The sequence below is a fragment of the Acinetobacter sp. IK23 genome (assembly GCF_035615275.1).
Taxonomy (GTDB): Bacteria; Pseudomonadota; Gammaproteobacteria; order Pseudomonadales; family Moraxellaceae; genus Acinetobacter; species Acinetobacter seifertii.
This window is the reverse complement of the sequence record NZ_JANBNX010000002.1, coordinates 228,557-246,025: the sequence shown is the minus strand read 5'-3', so window position 1 is coordinate 246,025 and position 17,469 is coordinate 228,557. Positions and strand designations below refer to the sequence as shown.

13 protein-coding genes and 2 pseudogenes are annotated in these 17,469 nt (G+C 36.8%); 6 read left to right on the top strand and 9 right to left on the bottom strand.

The features are described from left to right. Positions 1-122 (top strand): annotated as a pseudogene (locus MSG95_RS03120) (IS3 family transposase); the annotation flags it as partial. 5 nt (positions 123-127) lie between these two features. Here the strand turns inward: MSG95_RS03120 and MSG95_RS03115 are convergent. The 3 genes and pseudogenes from MSG95_RS03115 to MSG95_RS03105 all read right to left on the bottom strand — a co-directional run. Next, positions 128-508: pseudogene (locus MSG95_RS03115) on the bottom strand (LysR family transcriptional regulator); the annotation flags it as partial. An 809-nt stretch (positions 509-1,317) separates the two neighbouring features. Then, positions 1,318-1,539: a hypothetical protein gene (locus MSG95_RS03110; RefSeq protein WP_077164232.1), complete on the bottom strand. Its 222-nt coding sequence runs from the start codon at positions 1,537-1,539 to the stop codon at positions 1,318-1,320. A gap of 87 nt (positions 1,540-1,626) precedes the next feature. Then, on the bottom strand, positions 1,627-1,812 hold the full coding sequence (locus MSG95_RS03105; RefSeq protein ID WP_004701766.1) for a hypothetical protein: 186 nt from the start codon (positions 1,810-1,812) through the stop codon (positions 1,627-1,629). A 413-nt stretch (positions 1,813-2,225) separates the two neighbouring features. On the opposite strand from MSG95_RS03105, the gene MSG95_RS03100 reads away from it, so the two are divergent. Then, the gene (locus MSG95_RS03100; RefSeq protein ID WP_019459095.1) at positions 2,226-3,644 is read left to right on the top strand and encodes an aspartate ammonia-lyase; all 1,419 of its coding nucleotides are present in this window, start codon (positions 2,226-2,228) and stop codon (positions 3,642-3,644) included. A 54-nt stretch (positions 3,645-3,698) separates the two neighbouring features. Here MSG95_RS03100 and MSG95_RS03095 read toward each other — a convergent pair whose 3' ends face one another. After that, positions 3,699-5,900: a TonB-dependent siderophore receptor gene (locus MSG95_RS03095; RefSeq protein ID WP_151819518.1), complete on the bottom strand. Its 2,202-nt coding sequence runs from the start codon at positions 5,898-5,900 to the stop codon at positions 3,699-3,701. Between the two features lie 523 nt (positions 5,901-6,423). Here MSG95_RS03095 and MSG95_RS03090 point away from each other — a divergent pair. Together MSG95_RS03090 and chrA are read left to right on the top strand one after the other, a co-directional pair. Beyond that, a complete protein-coding gene (locus MSG95_RS03090) occupies positions 6,424-7,710 on the top strand; it encodes an MFS transporter (RefSeq protein WP_004701769.1) in 1,287 nt (428 codons plus the stop codon). A gap of 181 nt (positions 7,711-7,891) precedes the next feature. After that, positions 7,892-9,238, top strand: coding sequence for a chromate efflux transporter (gene chrA / locus MSG95_RS03085; protein WP_039251255.1), 1,347 nt, complete (start codon positions 7,892-7,894; stop codon positions 9,236-9,238). A gap of 18 nt (positions 9,239-9,256) precedes the next feature. Here chrA and MSG95_RS03080 read toward each other — a convergent pair whose 3' ends face one another. Further along, positions 9,257-10,111 carry a helix-turn-helix domain-containing protein gene (locus tag MSG95_RS03080; protein ID WP_324644948.1) on the bottom strand — a complete coding sequence of 285 codons (855 nt, stop codon included), beginning with the start codon at positions 10,109-10,111 and terminating at the stop codon, positions 9,257-9,259. A gap of 166 nt (positions 10,112-10,277) precedes the next feature. Here MSG95_RS03080 and MSG95_RS03075 point away from each other — a divergent pair, with 166 nt between their 5' ends. Continuing rightward, positions 10,278-11,195 (top strand): DMT family transporter, encoded by a 918-nt coding sequence (locus tag MSG95_RS03075; RefSeq protein ID WP_077165380.1) that lies wholly within the window; start codon positions 10,278-10,280, stop codon positions 11,193-11,195. Between the two features lie 32 nt (positions 11,196-11,227). On the opposite strand, the gene MSG95_RS03070 is transcribed toward MSG95_RS03075, so the two are convergent. From MSG95_RS03070 to MSG95_RS03050, 4 genes are all read right to left on the bottom strand, one after another. Further along, the gene (locus MSG95_RS03070; RefSeq protein WP_077165379.1) at positions 11,228-12,232 is read right to left on the bottom strand and encodes a homoserine dehydrogenase; all 1,005 of its coding nucleotides are present in this window, start codon (positions 12,230-12,232) and stop codon (positions 11,228-11,230) included. A 113-nt stretch (positions 12,233-12,345) separates the two neighbouring features. Then, positions 12,346-13,137: a sulfite exporter TauE/SafE family protein gene (locus tag MSG95_RS03065; RefSeq protein WP_077165378.1), complete on the bottom strand. Its 792-nt coding sequence runs from the start codon at positions 13,135-13,137 to the stop codon at positions 12,346-12,348. Between the two features lie 452 nt (positions 13,138-13,589). Continuing rightward, positions 13,590-15,245 (bottom strand): bifunctional protein tyrosine phosphatase family protein/NAD(P)/FAD-dependent oxidoreductase, encoded by a 1,656-nt coding sequence (locus MSG95_RS03060; protein ID WP_081410237.1) that lies wholly within the window; start codon positions 15,243-15,245, stop codon positions 13,590-13,592. 9 nt (positions 15,246-15,254) lie between these two features. After that, positions 15,255-15,950 (bottom strand): MBL fold metallo-hydrolase, encoded by a 696-nt coding sequence (locus MSG95_RS03050; RefSeq protein WP_077165376.1) that lies wholly within the window; start codon positions 15,948-15,950, stop codon positions 15,255-15,257. 191 nt (positions 15,951-16,141) lie between these two features. Here MSG95_RS03050 and MSG95_RS03045 point away from each other — a divergent pair, with 191 nt between their 5' ends. Then, positions 16,142-17,413 carry a sigma-54 interaction domain-containing protein gene (locus MSG95_RS03045; protein ID WP_077165375.1) on the top strand — a complete coding sequence of 424 codons (1,272 nt, stop codon included), beginning with the start codon at positions 16,142-16,144 and terminating at the stop codon, positions 17,411-17,413. Positions 17,414-17,469: the final 56 nt, after the last annotated feature.

The window sequence follows — 17,469 nt, the reverse complement described above, 5'->3', positions numbered from 1 at the left end:
ATATTGAGATTTATTACAATCGGGTCAGAAGACATTCTGCAAATGGCTGGTTAAGCCCTGAAGCCTTTGAGAAGAAATATTTTAAGAATTTAGAGGGATTTGTTGTCCACGATACTGTCTAGGATCAAATTTCAATTTTTAAATCACGAATAAGAGTAGGAAATTTCTTTAAAAATGTTGTTAAAAAACCAGAAGCTAGTGAGTGAACAACACAAAAACGAATGGTAGATTCAGTTTCATTTTTAATATTTTTAATGAGTTTTGCGGTCTCCTCGACCTGCTTTTCAATGTTTTTAGACATTACCAACAAAATTCGTCCAATGTCTGTAAATTCGATATTGTTCTTATTGTTTCTAATAATAACTTCAGCACCAATCATTTCTTCAATTTGCTGAATTCTTCGAGTAAAGGCAGATTGGCTAATGAACCTTTTCTCTGCTGCTTTTGAAATTGAGCGTTCACGCTCTAGAGTGAGGAGATCCTCTACCCAGCGAACTTCTAAATTCATCTTATCTATTCCCTTTTAGATTTATAATTTTATTAATTGATATTTTTGGGAAGTCGTATGAATAAATGTAGAGATGAATAAAAATGGTAAAACATAGGGAGTACCTGCAAAAATGCGAGAAAAGATTGGACAATGCCAAACTATGAAAATGAAGTATTTAATAATTCTGACATAGAAAACAAGATAAGAGAATAATAGGTTTTGTTTTAACACGTTAAGAGATGAACATAAGTACGATCTAATAAAAAAATTTTTTGAAATCAATGAATAAAAGAACATCAGAAAAATAAATTATTCAGTTCAACCAAATAAGTTTTAGAAATAACTATTGGCTTTTATTTAATCATTTTTTATAAAAAATATAGCTTCAGGAATCAAGTAAAAATTGGATAAAAAAAGTCCGCACCTTGGGGAAGAATGCGGACTATGAACTGTTTCAATAACCCATTGTTAAGTTATTGACTAAATTTTGATGCTATTAAATTAATACACTATTCAACTTTAAAAGCAATCATAAAATCTGATTAAACAACTTTTTCCATTTTCATTTCACCAAGAAATAAGAATGTTTTATTTACTCTTACAATAGCTTATAAAGTAAAAATAAATTTAATGAATAATTACTACAACTTATTTTCAAGTTCTATGTAGTGATAATAATTAATTGTATTTCATACAATATTTATAATGAGTATAAGGTGAAAATTCAATTCCGACTATTATACTAAAGTATCGTTTGCTTATTTTGAACTTATAAAGTCATCATTCACAATAATGACTTTATGGAAAAAGGCGATATTCAAAGCAAACTAATACTCTCCAATTAAGTAGTATAATTTTCTTGAAATTTCAACCATCATATTTGCAGTATATTGACTAATTTCAAATATTTGTTTTTTTTGTGGATTAAATACCATGTTGTCTTTTTCATCGCTAAAAAAAACATAAGTTGTATATTTATCCATGTGATGAACATGCTCTTTTAAGCTTAATTTTTCACCAGAATTAGGGTCATATGCAATAAACTTCATTCTCATGCATTTGTCTCTTACAGCGCTTACATCTCAATAATTTTGAATCAAGAGATTATTTAATAGACAACAATCTCAAGCTATAACTCATCGATACGATGCAGTTGGAATATTTTGCTTTGCTTTTTGAATGGATAGCTCAGCATTTTTTATTGATTGCTCAGCCTCTTTAAGCATGTGTGAACTTTTGGTTTCAGCTTTTTCTTCAGTGCCCCAAAGAAGATAGCAAGCGAAACTTCCCAATATTAATAATCCAGCAGTTACTTTTAACATAAACTTAATAAATCAAAATTTTCTGTATTATATGTATTTTTATGTGAAATGCATCACAATTTTATTAAAATTTATTAAACAAAGCTCATTATTTATTCTTTAAAATTAATATTCACATGAAATTTCAAATAATTTAATAGTCTTTGTGAATAGAAATCATTGTTTAGCTTGCTGGAGAATTTTTAATTTATTTAATCTTTAGTGACTTATTCTTCATCAAAAAAAGACATAAATTATTGAATGTATTTAATTTTATTAAAATTATGTTTTCTAGATATTCACTACTATTCCATATCCATTTTAGTAAAGCTCAATTCTAATTATGCAAAAAATGCATAATTGCTTTAATAAATGCATTAGAAGTGAAGCATTTCGAATTCTAAGATGAATCATCTTTAATGAATCGAAGTTTAATGATGAACGCTGATATTACTACCCGTATTGAGAAGGATCTTATTGGTCATCGAGAAATCAACAATGACCATTATTACGGAGTTCAAACATTACGTGCTTTAGAAAATTTCAACTTAACAAATAGCAAAGTTGGAAATTTTCCTAATTTAATTAAAGCATTAGCTATGGTTAAACTAGCTTGTGCTGAAGCAAACTATAATCTTAAAAACCTAGATCAAACTAAATTCGAAGCAATTGAATACAGCTGTAATCAGCTTATTCGTGGTAATTTCCATGACCAGTTCCCAATCGACATGATGCAAGGCGGTGCTGGTACTTCAACTAATATGAATGCAAATGAAGTATTAGCAAATGTTGCTTTGGAATATATGGGCCATTCTAAAGGGCAATATCAATACTTGCATCCAAATAACGACATTAATATGTCGCAGTCAACAAATGACGTATACCCTACTGCAATCCGTTTAGGTCTGTTATTAAGCTTAGATGAGTTAAATCTTCCATTTAACAATTTAATTTTAAGTTTTCTTAACAAATCTCAAGAGTTTGCGCACATTTTAAAAATGGGCCGTACTCAATTACAAGACGCTGTACCTATGACTTTAGGTCAAGAGTTTGGTGCATTTGCAGTTACCTTGCAGAAAGATCTTGAGCAAATTAATACGCTTATTCCAAATGTTTTAGCTTATATGAACCTTGGTGGTACAGCAATTGGTACGGGAATTACGACTGAATATAATTACCGTGAACTGGCTATTCAGGCACTTGCAAAAATCTCTGATAAGAAAATTAAGTCAGCTCCAGATTTAATTGAAGCAACTTCAGACATGGGTGATTTTGTTCTTTTATCTGGTTTATTAAAACGTACTGCTACAAAACTTTCAAAAATTGCTAATGACTTGCGTTTACTTTCAAGTGGCCCACGTACTGGCATTAATGAAATTAACTTAGAAGCGCGTCAACCTGGTAGTTCAATTATGCCGGGTAAAGTAAACCCTGTTATTCCTGAAGCGATGAACCTTGCTTGCTTCCAAATTATTGCAAACGATTTGGCTGTAACTTTAGCTGCTGAAGCAGGCCAACTACAGTTAAATGCAATGGAACCGCTTATTGCATTCAAACTATTTGAGTCTATGGACTTACTTGGTAGAGCAATGGCAATGTTCCAAAGCAAGTGTATTGATACGATTACAGCGAATCCTGAACACTGTAAAGCTTTAGTTGAAAACTCAATTGGTATTGTGACTGCACTCAACCCATACCTAGGTTATGAAACTACAACTCGTATTGCTAAAACTGCAAACGAAACTGGACAAAGTGTATTGGCTTTAGTTCAAAAAGAAGGTTTATTATCAACTCAAGTGCTTGATGATATCTTGTCGATTAATAATATGGTTAAACCAAAAATGTCGGCTTAATTCCTGAAAAATAAAAAGGAGCTTTTAAAGCTCCTTTTTATTTTTCCATAATTTTTAAAAACTAAACGTTGTAGAGAACTGGGCTGTACGTGGATTACCTAAGAATAAATAGTCATCACCCATAAATGCCCCTACATCACGCCAATACTTCTTATTAAATAAGTTATCAATATTGAGTCTAAAAGTTGTTTCATGCCCAGCAAAATTTGTTTTATAGGCAGCACCAATATTAAAGACACTGTACCCACTTACTTTTGCCGTTGCATCTTTATTTGCATATTTACTGCTGCTGTATTGCATACCAGTCAGTAATCTTAAACCTTCGACTGACGGAACTTTATAAGATAGTTGCGCAGTTGCGCGGATTTTCGGCACATTTTGAGTCTGATGGCCTTTGTAGCTGTCAGTATCAATATCAACAAGACGAGATTTGGTATAGGTAACACCTGAACTTACATCGAGTGTATCGGTTAAAGCGCCCGTTAAACCTAATTCAATACCTTGATTGTGTTGCTCACCTTGTTCAACAAAATCGAAAGTTCCATCTGCATTTACTTTGCTATATTGATTATCTTGTTTTAAATCAAAAATAGCTGCTGTTACCAAGAAGTTGCGTATTTGTTGTTTAACACCAATTTCATATTGTTCAGAATTTTTAGGTGATAGAACTTCTAAAGCATTATTAGCAAACCAAGGTGCTTCACCACCATCCGATAAACCTTTGGCATATGAAGCATAAAGATTAGTCGTAAGAGTTGGGCTATACATGAGTGCTAATTGCGGTAAAAATTTATTTAAATCGGTATCTCGGCTTTGCTGACCATTTGGATCATAAGCTTGCTCATCAAGGTGAATAAGTTTTCCACCAAGTAGAGTTGACCACTGATCATTAAATTGAACTCGGTCAGATACAGTAAATGCAGTCTGATCACTTTCTAAAGCTTTAAAGCGATTACCTAATTTTTCAGTTGGCATTGGAAAGTCTGGTTTATCAACATAAATATTGCCAATTTCATTCTCAATAAGTTGATTGCTCGGATCATAACGCTTTAAGTTTTTACGTGTATTTTGCAATTCAAACGCTATTTGGTGCTGAAAATTGCCAGTATTGAACTGACCATTTAACCCAGCAGCAAACTGATTAGTTATACGTGTGTCATCTGGGCTACGATAGTCATAAAGGTCATAATTTCCATCTTTGTCAAATACTGCAAGTGGATTACCCGATGAATAATAACTTCCATAAGGAAACACAATATAATCATCAATCACAACACGGCTTTGAGACGCACTTAAGCTACCATTCCATTGATCATTAAAAGCGTATTGATATTTTAAACTCGCATTTACACTGTTATTTACAACAGGCTTACTCCAAGACTGATAACCCAATAAACGGTCTTGATCTACATTTGTTGGTACTTCCTGCCCATCAAGCAGTTGATAGCCTGGTACTGAGCGTTCGCTTTGACGCTGAGCTTCAATATCAAACAGTAATTTAGAGCGATCATTAATTTTCCAGTCTAAAGCAACTGAACCAAACTCACGTTTACCATTTGCGTGATCAACGTTTGGGTGGATACTTTCATGCGCTAAATTAACGCGATAACCAAAATTGTCATTAACAAAGCCGCCTACATCCGTTGCCAGTGTATAGCCGCCTTCTGAATTTGCATCGACCGTAATAGTTTTAATATCGGCAGGTCTTTTGGTCACGTAGTTAACCACACCACCGGGTGTCGACATTCCACTTTGAATCGCAGAAATGCCTTTTAAAATCTCAACTTGTTCTTTATTTTCTAAAGCTACATTTTGCTCGCCACGTATACTATGACCATTAATGAGATAACTTGAACCTAAATCGAGTGCGAAACCACGAGCGACAAAGTTTGGATAATAGCCAATAGCAGCGTAGCCATCGCCTAGCGATGAATCATTTTTAATAACATCGGTGAGTGTTTTTGCGTGCTGATCTGCTAGACGCTCAGAAGTAATGGTTGTAATGGAGGCAGGAACTTTCTTTACATCGCCAGTTTGAAAACCAGATAGATTAACTTTCTTTGAGGTGTATAGCGCATCACTATTTTGTGTGGCATTCACAGTAATGGTTGGGAGCTGCGAAACCTCCGCTTCATTTGCATAAACTACAGAGCTTATAAGTGCAATAGATGAAGCCAATGCTGTTTTAGAGCATGTCATGAAGTGAAGATTTAACGCGCGTCTTTCCATTGAATAGTTACCTGCCATAGCGAGCATAATTTATAAAGCTAAAAAACGGTTATGTGCCCTATTTTTCAGCCACGCAAGAATACAGGCACCCATATTGAGAAACAACACATTCTGTATTTTTTCGATTAAGTGAATTTGATGCAACTTTTATGTACTTACTTATCAATATATAAATTTCTTTTATTTTCTTGGAAATTGAGGTTATAACTTTTTAAGTATTACAAGATAGCAAAAATGAAACTAAGCTCAAAACTAGAGGAGTCAGGAGAAATTTAACAATAGATATATTTTTAAAATTAGCTCAATGATTTTAAATGCAATTCATTATCAAATTGAATGAAAGGAAATGTTCGATCATTGGTTAATTTATCTTTAAATCGAACAAAAGGACGTAATTTTACTAGAATCGAATTTTAAAATTAGAAAAAATGAAGGGTTAGGAATTTTAAGGAAGTGCTCAAGGTCGAGTGATTTTTATTGTTTCATTCTATTTTCTGTATAGCATACCTAAAAAATTCCTAGTTTTTGTCTACAAAACGATGGAATAAATATGACATATACTCAGGAAGAAAAACGTAGCCGGATACGTGGGATTGTAGGCGCAGCCTCTGGTAATTTAGTTGAATGGTTCGACTTTTATATCTATGCAGTATTTGCTGCCTACTTTACTCAAGCCCTAACTGCACCAGATATGGATAGTACGACTAAGTCTATTTATGTTTGGGGTGTGTTTGCTGCAAGTTTCTTTATGCGTCCGATTGGTAGTTGGGTATTTGGACGCATCGCAGACCGACATGGTCGAAAAAAGTCGATGATTATCTCAATCTGTCTGATGGCCCTAAGCTCATTTTTGTTTGCAGCTTTGCCAACTTATGACCAAGTTGGTTTATTTGCACCCTTTCTTTTACTTGTAGTGCGATTACTTCAAGGCTTATCTGTGGGTGGCGAGTATGGTGCAGTTGCAACTTATATGAGTGAACTAGGCTTAAAAGGTCAGCGTGGTTTTTACTCGTCTTTCCAATATGTCACCCTCTCTGGTGGTCAGTTACTCGCAAGCTTACTTGGCGTTATTTTGTTGGCATTTTTAAGTGAGCAACAATTACATGACGGCGGTTGGCGTATTCCATTTGTGATTGGTGGTATCGCGGCAATTTTATCTTTACTTGCCCGTAGTCGTTTAGAAGAAACGCTTTCTCATCAAGACAGCGAACGTAAAGAGTCTGGTAGTTTAAGAGAACTCTTTAAAAAGCATTGGAAAACCTTTTTATTGGTGGTCGGATACACTTCTGCCGGTTCCTTAACATTTTATGTAGAAACTGTTTACTCAAAAACTTATTTGACTAATTTAGGGATGGATGGAAAAACTGTTGGTTATATCATGACCTTCGCGCTATTTGTCTATATGTGTGCTCAACCTGTATTTGGTGCAATATCCGATCGTATTGGGCGCCGCTCTTCAATGTTGGCATTCAGCTTATTGTCCGCCATATTTATCTATCCAGTCATGGTGGTCGGGATGCGAGCCAATATTGACTCTCCGATTATTATTGCCCTGCTACTCATCTTTATGATGATGTTACTCAGTTTCTATACCTCTATTAGTGGTTTGGTAAAAGCTGAAATGTTCCCACCTCATGTACGAGCTTTAGGCGTAGGTTTTTCGTATGCAGTAGGTAATGCGCTGTTTGGTGGTTCTGCACCTTCAGTTGCCTTACAGTTCAAAGCTGCTGGAATTGAAAATACTTTCTTTATTTACGTCATTGTCATGCTGATTATCTGTTTCTTATGTAGCCTTGCGCTTCCGAAAAATCCAGATTATTTAGAACATGATCACTAAAAACTAAAAGTTAGATATTCTTCTAGAGCTTTTTTTAGAAGAATATCTTTTTAAAATAATAAGAAATTCATTTTTGTTCTGTATCTTATAACTACATAGTACAACGCACCTGCTTAATTCATTAGCAATTTTGAGTTTGATGCTGCTGATCAATATAAATTAATTTTTTGATGGGATAAAAATGGAAAACGAAAAATCCCCTTTACCTGAAAGTATTATTCAAGTCACCTTCTGGCAAGCCTTTTTATTTTGGCTCAAGCTTGGCTTTATTAGCTTTGGCGGGCCAGCTGGACAAATCGCTGTGATGCATCAGGAACTCGTTGAACAAAAGCGCTGGATATCTGAAAAAAGATTTCTCCATGCACTTAACTACTGCATGCTGTTACCCGGCCCTGAAGCGCAGCAATTAGCAACCTACATTGGTTGGCTTATGCACAGAACTGCGGGAGGATTAGTCGCAGGCATTCTATTTGTCCTACCGTCTTTATTTATTTTAATTGGGTTGTCTTGGGTTTATATAAAATTTGGAGATGTTCCCGTTATCGCAGGTATTTTTTACGGGATCAAGCCTGCCGTCACCGCAATTGTTTTCCATGCAACTTACCGTATAGGCAGTCGTTCACTTAAAAATAGATTTTTATGGTTCGTCGCAATAGCTGCGTTTTTTGCCATCTTTGTCTTAAAACTTCCTTTCCCGCTTATTGTGCTATCTGCTGGTATTGCAGGTTATTTAGTTAGTAAAAAGTACCCTGAGCTACTTTCCTCAGCAGCTGGACATAAAACTAGTCAGAAAGATTATGGTCCAGCATTTATTGATGATGATACCCCGACACCAGAGCATGCTAAATTCCATTGGTCACGATTAGCTAAACTTATTTTTGTGGCCATTGCGTTATGGTTATTGCCAATTTTAGCTTTAGGCGCATATTTTGGATGGCATCATTCTTATACGCAAATGGCGTGGTTTTTCACTAAAGCTGCGCTGCTTACGTTTGGGGGCGCTTACGCAGTTTTACCTTACGTCTATCAAGGGGCTGTGAATCATTTTGGCTGGCTTTCACCTACGCAAATGATTGATGGATTGGCACTTGGGGAAACTACCCCCGGTCCACTGATTATGGTCGTTGCCTTTGTTGGTTTTTTAGGAGGCGTCAATCATTCATTACTTGGGCCTGAACATCTATTTTTTGCTGGAGCACTCGGTGCTGTCATTGTGACTTGGTTTACCTTTCTTTTTTCATTTGTATTTATTTTTGCTGGTGGTCCTTTTATTGAATCTACCCACAATGAAATTAAGTTTACCGCACCACTCACTGCAATTACCGCGGCTGTGGTCGGTGTCATTTTAAATCTAGCATTATTTTTTAGTTATCACGTGCTATGGCCGCACGGTTTTTCCGGTCACTTTGATGTTATCTCGGCGATCATTACTGTGGCTGCATTTATTGCCTTATTCCGCTTTAACATTAATGTACTCTATGTCATTTTTGCATCAGCACTAATTGGTTTAAGTATTTATCTTTTATAAAAATGAGCCATGAGTCCTTTAACGTAACTGCGAAGGACTCATGCCATAAAATTGTTTAAAGCGATGGCTTAAATGGCTTGCTGAACTAAAACCACATACCAAAGCAATATCTTGTAAAGAAAGCTGAGATGACTGAATTAACCCTTTTGCCTTAGTTAAGCGTCTTTGCATGACATATTGATGAGGCGCCATATTCATGGATTGCTTAAACATTTGAGCAAAATGGTATTCGCTTAAATTCACAACATTTGCCAAGTCTGACAAAGTGAGTGCTTGGTCTAAATGCCCTTCAATCCATTCCTGAATATATTTAAGTTTATGAGGAGCAAGGCCTCCTTTAATGGCAGGCTGTTGCCATTGAACACTACTGTATCTTCGAATTAAATGATTCAACAATAAACTGGCTGTAGTACTCATTTGTAAGTGGTTTGCTGAATCGCTCCAGTCACAATCTAATAGGAAAAACTGATATAACGCTCGAATCTTTTCGTCATCGTTAAAAACAACTTCGTTTAGTTCAATTTGATTGGGTTCTTTGTCCCATATTTTTTCGGCGACATCACGCAAATGTTGGTCGGTATAATACAAATGGACAAATTTAAGCCCACCACGTATATCCCAAGTCGACTCCTGATGTTCAGGCAACAAACAAAAACGACCCGGCCCGCCACCATTTTTCCAGCCTACAGGGGTTTTTTGATAGCTTTCATAGCCATCTTGAATATAGAGACTTAAAGTGTGGTGATCGCTACAGACACTTACACGATCTTGCTGATTAGACCAAAATGCAAGTTGCATATTCTCATCAAGCACCACAGTTTCGTGGAGCTTGGCTTTAGATTGCTGTAGCTGTTCTAAAGTTTGATAGGCCATGCAAAATTAAAACGAATATCATTGAGCTTAAGTTAAACATATTCAGCAAAATTCAGCTAGTTTAGATCTATAAAAAACGCAAGATCTTGCATGTACAACACAAGAATATATACGTGAAAAATGAAGCAATCCTAGATACTTAAGTTTGGTAATCGAGGATGAAGTTATGAATATTTTACTCTATGTTGCGGTGGTGTTGATTTGGGGAACAACATGGATTGGAATTGCCGTTCAGAGCCATTATGCAACACCCATCGTCGCAATTTTATGGCGTTTTGCTATTTCAGCCTTATTACTTTGGGTTGTTTTACTATTTTCAGGAAAATTACAGCGAATTGCTTTAAAAGATCACTTGTTTTGTATGCTACAAGGACTCTGTGTTTTCGGCCTAAACTTTATTTGTTTTTATACCGCCGTTAAATATGTAAATAGCGGTTTAGAGTCTGTCATTTTTTCAATGGCCGTTTTCTTTAATGCCATTAATGCGCTTATCTTTTTTAAACAGAAACCTTCTCCAAACTTTGCGCCAGCTGCAATTTTAGGACTCATAGGTATTGTTTTACTGTTTTGGCATGACCTGATTAATAGCCAGTTTAATGCACAGTTATTAATGGGTATTGGGCTATGTGCAATAGGCACTTACGGTTTTTCTTTAGGAAATATGATTAGTGTTAGACACCAAAAACGTGGTCTAAATATCTTTTCAACAAACTGTTATGCCATGAGCTATGGGGTATTGGTAATGTTAAGCCTAGCTTTATTTACAGGACAAGATTTAATGCCGCCGATGAATTTCCCATTTTTAAGTTCGGTACTTTACTTGGCTGTATTTGGTACGGTTATTGGGTTTTCTGCTTATTTTTCTCTGGTTGGGCGAATTGGCGCAGCCAAAGCAGCTTATAGCACGTTGCTCTTCCCTTTAGTTGCTCTAACAGTTTCTACTTTCTTTGAAGGATATGAGTGGACCTTAAATGCTGCATTTGGAATTTTATTAATTTTACTTGGCAATTACTTGATGTTTAGTAAGTTAGAAATTGGAAAAAAGTTATTTAACAACCAAAAAAGTTGTGAGAAGCAGGCTTAATAGCCTGCTTTTTTTATAAATCATAATTAATTTTAGTAACCCGTTTTTAACATCAGCTCAAAATCTTTTAAAGCTGCGGCTGCTGTGGCTAAAGGCGCAGAAGCCCCTCCACTGACCACAAACTCACCCATCTCTTGCGTTAACACTCGTATGCATTTATTAGAACCTTGCAGATGAGCAAAAGGATGATTTGCTGCAACTAGTCTTAACTCAACACCCGTTTGAATTTGCTGATTTTTAATATGAATAAAACCGACCAGACGAGGAATTACATTTTCATTTTTCCAATCACGAATATGATCGGCAGTTACATGACTGATTCCTTGTTTTGGAATATCTTTAATTTTTACATCAGCTCCCAAAACAGTATTGGCTAGTATGGTAATTTTAGCAGCGGTATCCCATCCATCTATATCGAAAGAACTGTCAGGTTCCGCAATACCTTTTGCTTGAGCTTTTTCAAGAGATTCTGCAAACGCACATTCATGTTGCAACATATCGTTTAAAATGAAATTTGTAGTGCCAGTAAAAACACCTTCTATTTCTAAAATCTGACAGCCAGCTAAGTTATATTCAAACAAATCAACAGTTGGTAAGGCAGCAGCAGTCGCACCGCTAAAAAATAGTTTTTTATTGTGCTGATGCGCCAAGTTAATTAATTTTTTGCCTTCTACGACTAACGCACCTTTAGATACTGCTATCGCATTCATGCTATGTGTTAAAGCATAATTTAAATAAAATAGGCCCTTTCCACCTGTCACATAGTCACTTGGCCCTGCCTCAATAATGACATCCGCCTGAACCTGTTCTAAAAACTTTTGTTCAGTGAGACCTGCTTGATATTGTGCTTTATCTAGCCACTTTGAAGCTTGTAAACCATCTTGGTCAATTAAACCTGAAGATGAATTACACACACCGACTAAACGGGCATCAACTTGATATTTTTGTTTATAGTAGGCCGATCGACTTAAAAGAAGCTCTGCAATTTGTTGCCCAATCCGTCCAAAACCACAAATTGCCACGTTAACTCGCTTCATATCGCTTTCTCAAAAATTTATATGATTTAAATCAAAAAGTTTCCATAGACAATTTCAATGCATCATCTCTGGAAACTTTGTATTTATATAGATAAGTTAAAATACTATATCGCTCAGATATTTGTTAGATTAACAATCTTAATAACCATATAAATTGCGACAGCAAAAACCATTAAAGCAAAGACTTTTTGTACAATCGCAGGTGGAATAAAGCGAATGGCTCGGCGACCTAATAGCATGCCTGCTACACATGCGAGAGCAAATGTACTGGTAATGGCGACTGGATAATGAAAACCCTCTGCAATATGCATTACAATACTTATGCCACTAATGAGAAAAATAATCATAAGTGAAGTTGCAACAATGCTATGCATATCCAAATTTGTGACTTTTCTAAGCGCTGGTACAATTACAAAGCCACCACCAACACCTAGCATACCAGTTAAAAGCCCCGCAATAATTCCAATGCCGGCAAGTACACCTCTAGTTTTAAAATTCCAGATAAATCGCCCTGTACTTGGGTTGACCTGACACGGCGGGTTATGGAAATCTGAAACTCGGTTACTGATGAGTCGATAACCCACTGTAAACATAACCAAGCTAAACATTAACATGAGCCAAACAGGTGAAATCGTATTGGATATTAAGATTCCAATATGGGCCATTGGAGTACCAATAATTGCTATCCAGATTGCAGCGCGATAGCGCACAATCTTTTTAAATAAGCCTTCAATGGTCCCAATCAGGGTAGATAGCGCGACAGCCAGCAAACCAATAGGCGCTGCTTGAGCCACTGTCCAGCCTTGACTTGTCATGAGTGCGGGTACAGCGAGAATACCGCCACCCGCACCAGTAAGACCAAGTAAAAAGCCAATCACAATGCCTTCAACGACAAGTAGTAACATATCAAAAGCCTAAAATTGCATATATTTCATTTGCTGTGAGCTGCCATTTGATGAGTAAGCAAATTCTCATCTTCTTGCGAAGCTTCACAGGGTAAGGCGCTGCTTTGTTTATCCTCTTAACTCGAACATAGCTTTCGCTTTCTTGCGAAGCTTTAGCCGCTTCTCAGGGCAAAGCTTTCCTTTGTTTATCCTCTTAACTCGAACATAGCTTTCTTGCGAAGCTTCAACCGCTTCTCAGGACAAAGCGTTGCTTTACTTATCCTCTTCCGCTCAAGCACAGCTTTCGTCTTCTTACGAAGCTTCAACCGCTTCTCAGGATAAAGCGTTGCTTTACTTATCCTCTTTCGCTCAAGCACAGCTTTCGCCTTGCGCTCGGGTAAAGCGTTGCTTTACTTATCCTCTTTCGCTCAAGCACAGCTTTCGCCTTGCGCTCGGGTAAAGCGTTGCTTTACTTATCCTCGCTCAGGTTTGACCATCCACTCACGGCCTTTGAGCATGCCTTGCCAGTAAATCGGTGGCAAAATCTGTTCTTTAAGTAACCAAGCCAAACGAGATGGCTTTTGTCCATCAATCACCCATTTTGGAAAACTAGGAAGCAATTTACCGCCGTAACCAAACTCGGCTAGAACGATTTTTCCACGCTCTACTGTGAGTGGACATGAGCCATACCCATTGTATTCACAGAAGTTTTGTTCACCCTTGAGCTGCGTTATCACATTCACAGCGACGATCGGAGCTTGTGCGCGTGCAGCAGCAGCCGTTTTGGCATTAGGCGCATTCATCACATCACCTAAAGCGAAAATATTGGCATGCTGTATGTGTTGTAAGGTTTGAGGATTCACACTTACCCAGCCTGCGTCATCAGTGAGTGTGCTAGCACGAATAAAATCTGGGGCTTGTTGGGGTGGAACAACATGCAACATATCGAAATCGGTCTCGACTAATGCTGCATTTTCATCGTTTACTAACTTAAACCATGCTTTTTTTGCAGGCCCATCTACTTTGACCAGTTGATGATTAAAATGAAGTTCAGCGCCATATTTTTCGACGTATTGCATGAGTGCAGGCACATATTCTTTCACGCCAAATAAAACACCGCCGGTGTTATAAAAATGTATAGAGATATCTTTGAGTTTGCCTTGCTTTAACCAGTAATCGGCTGAAAGGTACATTGCTTTTTGAGGAGCACCAGCACATTTAATCGGCATAGGCGGCTGAGTAAAGATTGCCTTTCCACCGTTTAGCTGTTGCACCAGTTCCCATGTATACGGTGCTAAATCATAACGATAGTTAGACGTTACCCCATTTTTACCTAAGGTTTCGACTAAACCTTCAATTCCATGCCAATTCAGTTTTAAACCGGGACAGACGACTAAAGCTTTATATTGAATGGGCTGACATCCTTCCAAAATAACCTGATTATGCTCAGGGTCGAATCCAGCAACCGCAGCTTTCATCCATTTCACTTTTGAAGGAATCACACTTGCCATGGAGCGTGCAGTAACTTGCGGTTTAAAAATGCCGCCTCCCACCATGGTCCAACCCGGTTGATAATAATGGGTATCTGCCGGATCAATAATGACAATATCCAAATGAGGTTCACGAGACAGTAAACTCGATGCTACAGAAATTCCAGCTGCTCCAGCTCCTACAATTACAACGCTATAGCAAGGAACTGAGCTTGGTTCATGATCTCTTTTTAAAATACGTGGAACTAGGCCTTTTAAGTTAAAACCAAGTTTATTACCAGATTCAACTAACAGTGCTGCATCTTTTGGAGCAACTTCGGCCAAAGCCCATAAACTGATTGCACGCATACCAGAACGGCAATACGCTAAAACAGGTTTTTGGGCATTCTGATAAAGCTGTTTAAACTCGGCAACTTGTTGATCGGTAATTTTGCCACTGCTAACAGGTTGATAAATTACCTTTAGGCCATGTCGCTGAGCTGCTTCTTCAATTTCAATCACATTGGGTTGGTCTGCACCTTCTCCATCTGGACGGTTACATATCAGAGTTTTTACCCCCTGATCTGCAATTTTTACGACATCATCAGCGGTGATTTGAGCAGCAACATAAAATTCTTGATTAACTCGTTTAATTTCCATATTGCCACCTTATGATTGTGAAATTGAGCCGCAGGCCTGATTAGCAGGAAGTGCTTTATCGATCTGCTTTGGATATGGAAGATTTAAATTATTCATTAATTTAATAAAATCTTCACGCGAACGATTCTGGCCTAAACGTGAGTTATTTAAACGTTCATTGCCAATGGTTGAAGATAAACGACCTTTATAATCGTGTCCCGGATACACAATAGTGTCGTCAGGCAAGCTAAAAAGTTGTTTATGAATACTGTCATAAAGTGTGCCCGCATTTCCCTGCTGGAAGTCGGTTCGACCGCATCCATCAATTAATAATGCATCGCCAGTGAAAACCATATTTCCCACCAAATAACTCGTACAAGCATTGGTATGACCTGGTGTATAGCGTGCTTCAATACTAAGTTTGCCTAGTTTCAGCGTACAACCATCTGTAATAAGAATATCTCCGCAACTTACATCTGAGTTTCTATGTAAAACCGATTTACAATGAAAACGTTCACGCAGTAAATTTGCAGCAGTAATATGATCTGCATGAACATGTGTATCTAAGGTATAGATGAGCGTAAATTGATGCTTTTCTAATTCTTTTGCATAGATTTCTATATCTGATGCAACTGGGTCAATTAAAATAGCCTCTCGTGTTTCTTCGCATCCAAGCATATATGTATAAGTCGAACTTTCTTGTTCAAAAAATTGCTTAAAGAACATGATTTATACCCCGATAATTTATTTCTATCCTATATTTTGCAAATACAATGCCAATTATTTTTATTTAAATAATAAGCTTAAAAATCATATAGTTAATTAAAAATTTAAAATTAAAATGAGAATATAAACTTTTCTTGATGTTTCTGTGAAACTCAAGTATGTTTCAATGAAACGATTGTGAAACATATAAAATGGCAAAGCTAAATTTTGAGTCAGAACAAGATTTTTATATTTTATTTGAGCAACTTAAGGCTTTATTCCCAAATGCGAGTCTGTTTTTAGCAGACACAACGACTCACGCAATTTACTATAAATTTAACACAGATGATATTTCTGTCGAGAGCATGGGAGCGCTTACTCAAGATCATCACAATCAATATCTCGAAATTAATACTCCTAAAGTTAGAAAGCGATTTATCTATCAAGAACATGATATTTATATTGCCGAGCATCGGATTATTGGGAAGCTACATATTTTACAGCCGATAAGCAATGAAAATGACATTACAGAACCGTTAGAAATAACAGAGCAATTGAAAGACTTAGCCAAAGTTTTTAATAGCTGCTCACCAGAAATGGCTCGTATGTTTTCGATTATTCAAAGAGTAGCTATAACTGAGTTTCCAGTGCTTGTCCGCGGTGAATCTGGCAGTGGTAAAGAATTGGTAGCAAAAGCCATTCACGATTATAGCCAGCGCAAAAACAAAATTTTTGTGGCGATTAACTGTGCTGCTCTTAATGCCAACATTTTAGAAAGTGAGCTGTTTGGACATGTTAAAGGTGCTTTCACAGGAGCAATTCGTGACCATAAAGGCGTGTTTGAACGTGCCGCTGGCGGAACACTGTTTCTGGATGAAATTGCCGAGATTCCTTTAGAGCTTCAAGCTAAATTATTACGAGTGTTAGAAACAGGTGAATTTACGCCTGTAGGTGGTGAAAAACCGATTCAAGCAAATGTCCGAATTATTACTGCAACACATAAAGCTTTACGCGAAGAAGCTAAAGCCGGACGGTTCCGTCATGATTTACTCTACCGTTTACGCGTAATTCCAATTTTTATACCACCACTCAGAGAACGAAAAGTCGATATTCCACTCATTGTCGATCAGATTTTAAAAGAAAGCTCAACTCAACTCGACACCATGCCTCATCATGTCAATCAAAAAGCTATGCAAGTTCTTTTAAATTATGACTGGCCAGGAAATGTTCGTGAGCTTAAAAACACCCTACTTTATGCGTTAACGATGGCAAATGGTAAGGATGAGATTGAAGTTGAAGATTTACCAAATGAACTTTTAAATGCTGACGATTACGTTAAATTGCCTGAGACAAATACCGAGCTTAGTCCAGAAAATGTGCAAGCTGCTTTAGAAAAATATGACCATAACCTAAATATGGTTGCTAATATTTTTGGCATTAGCCGTACAACGCTTTGGCGATATAGACAAAAACATAAGCTTTAGCTAGGTATTTGTTAGATCTAAGGCGTATCATATTGCAGTTGGTTAGTTCCATTAAA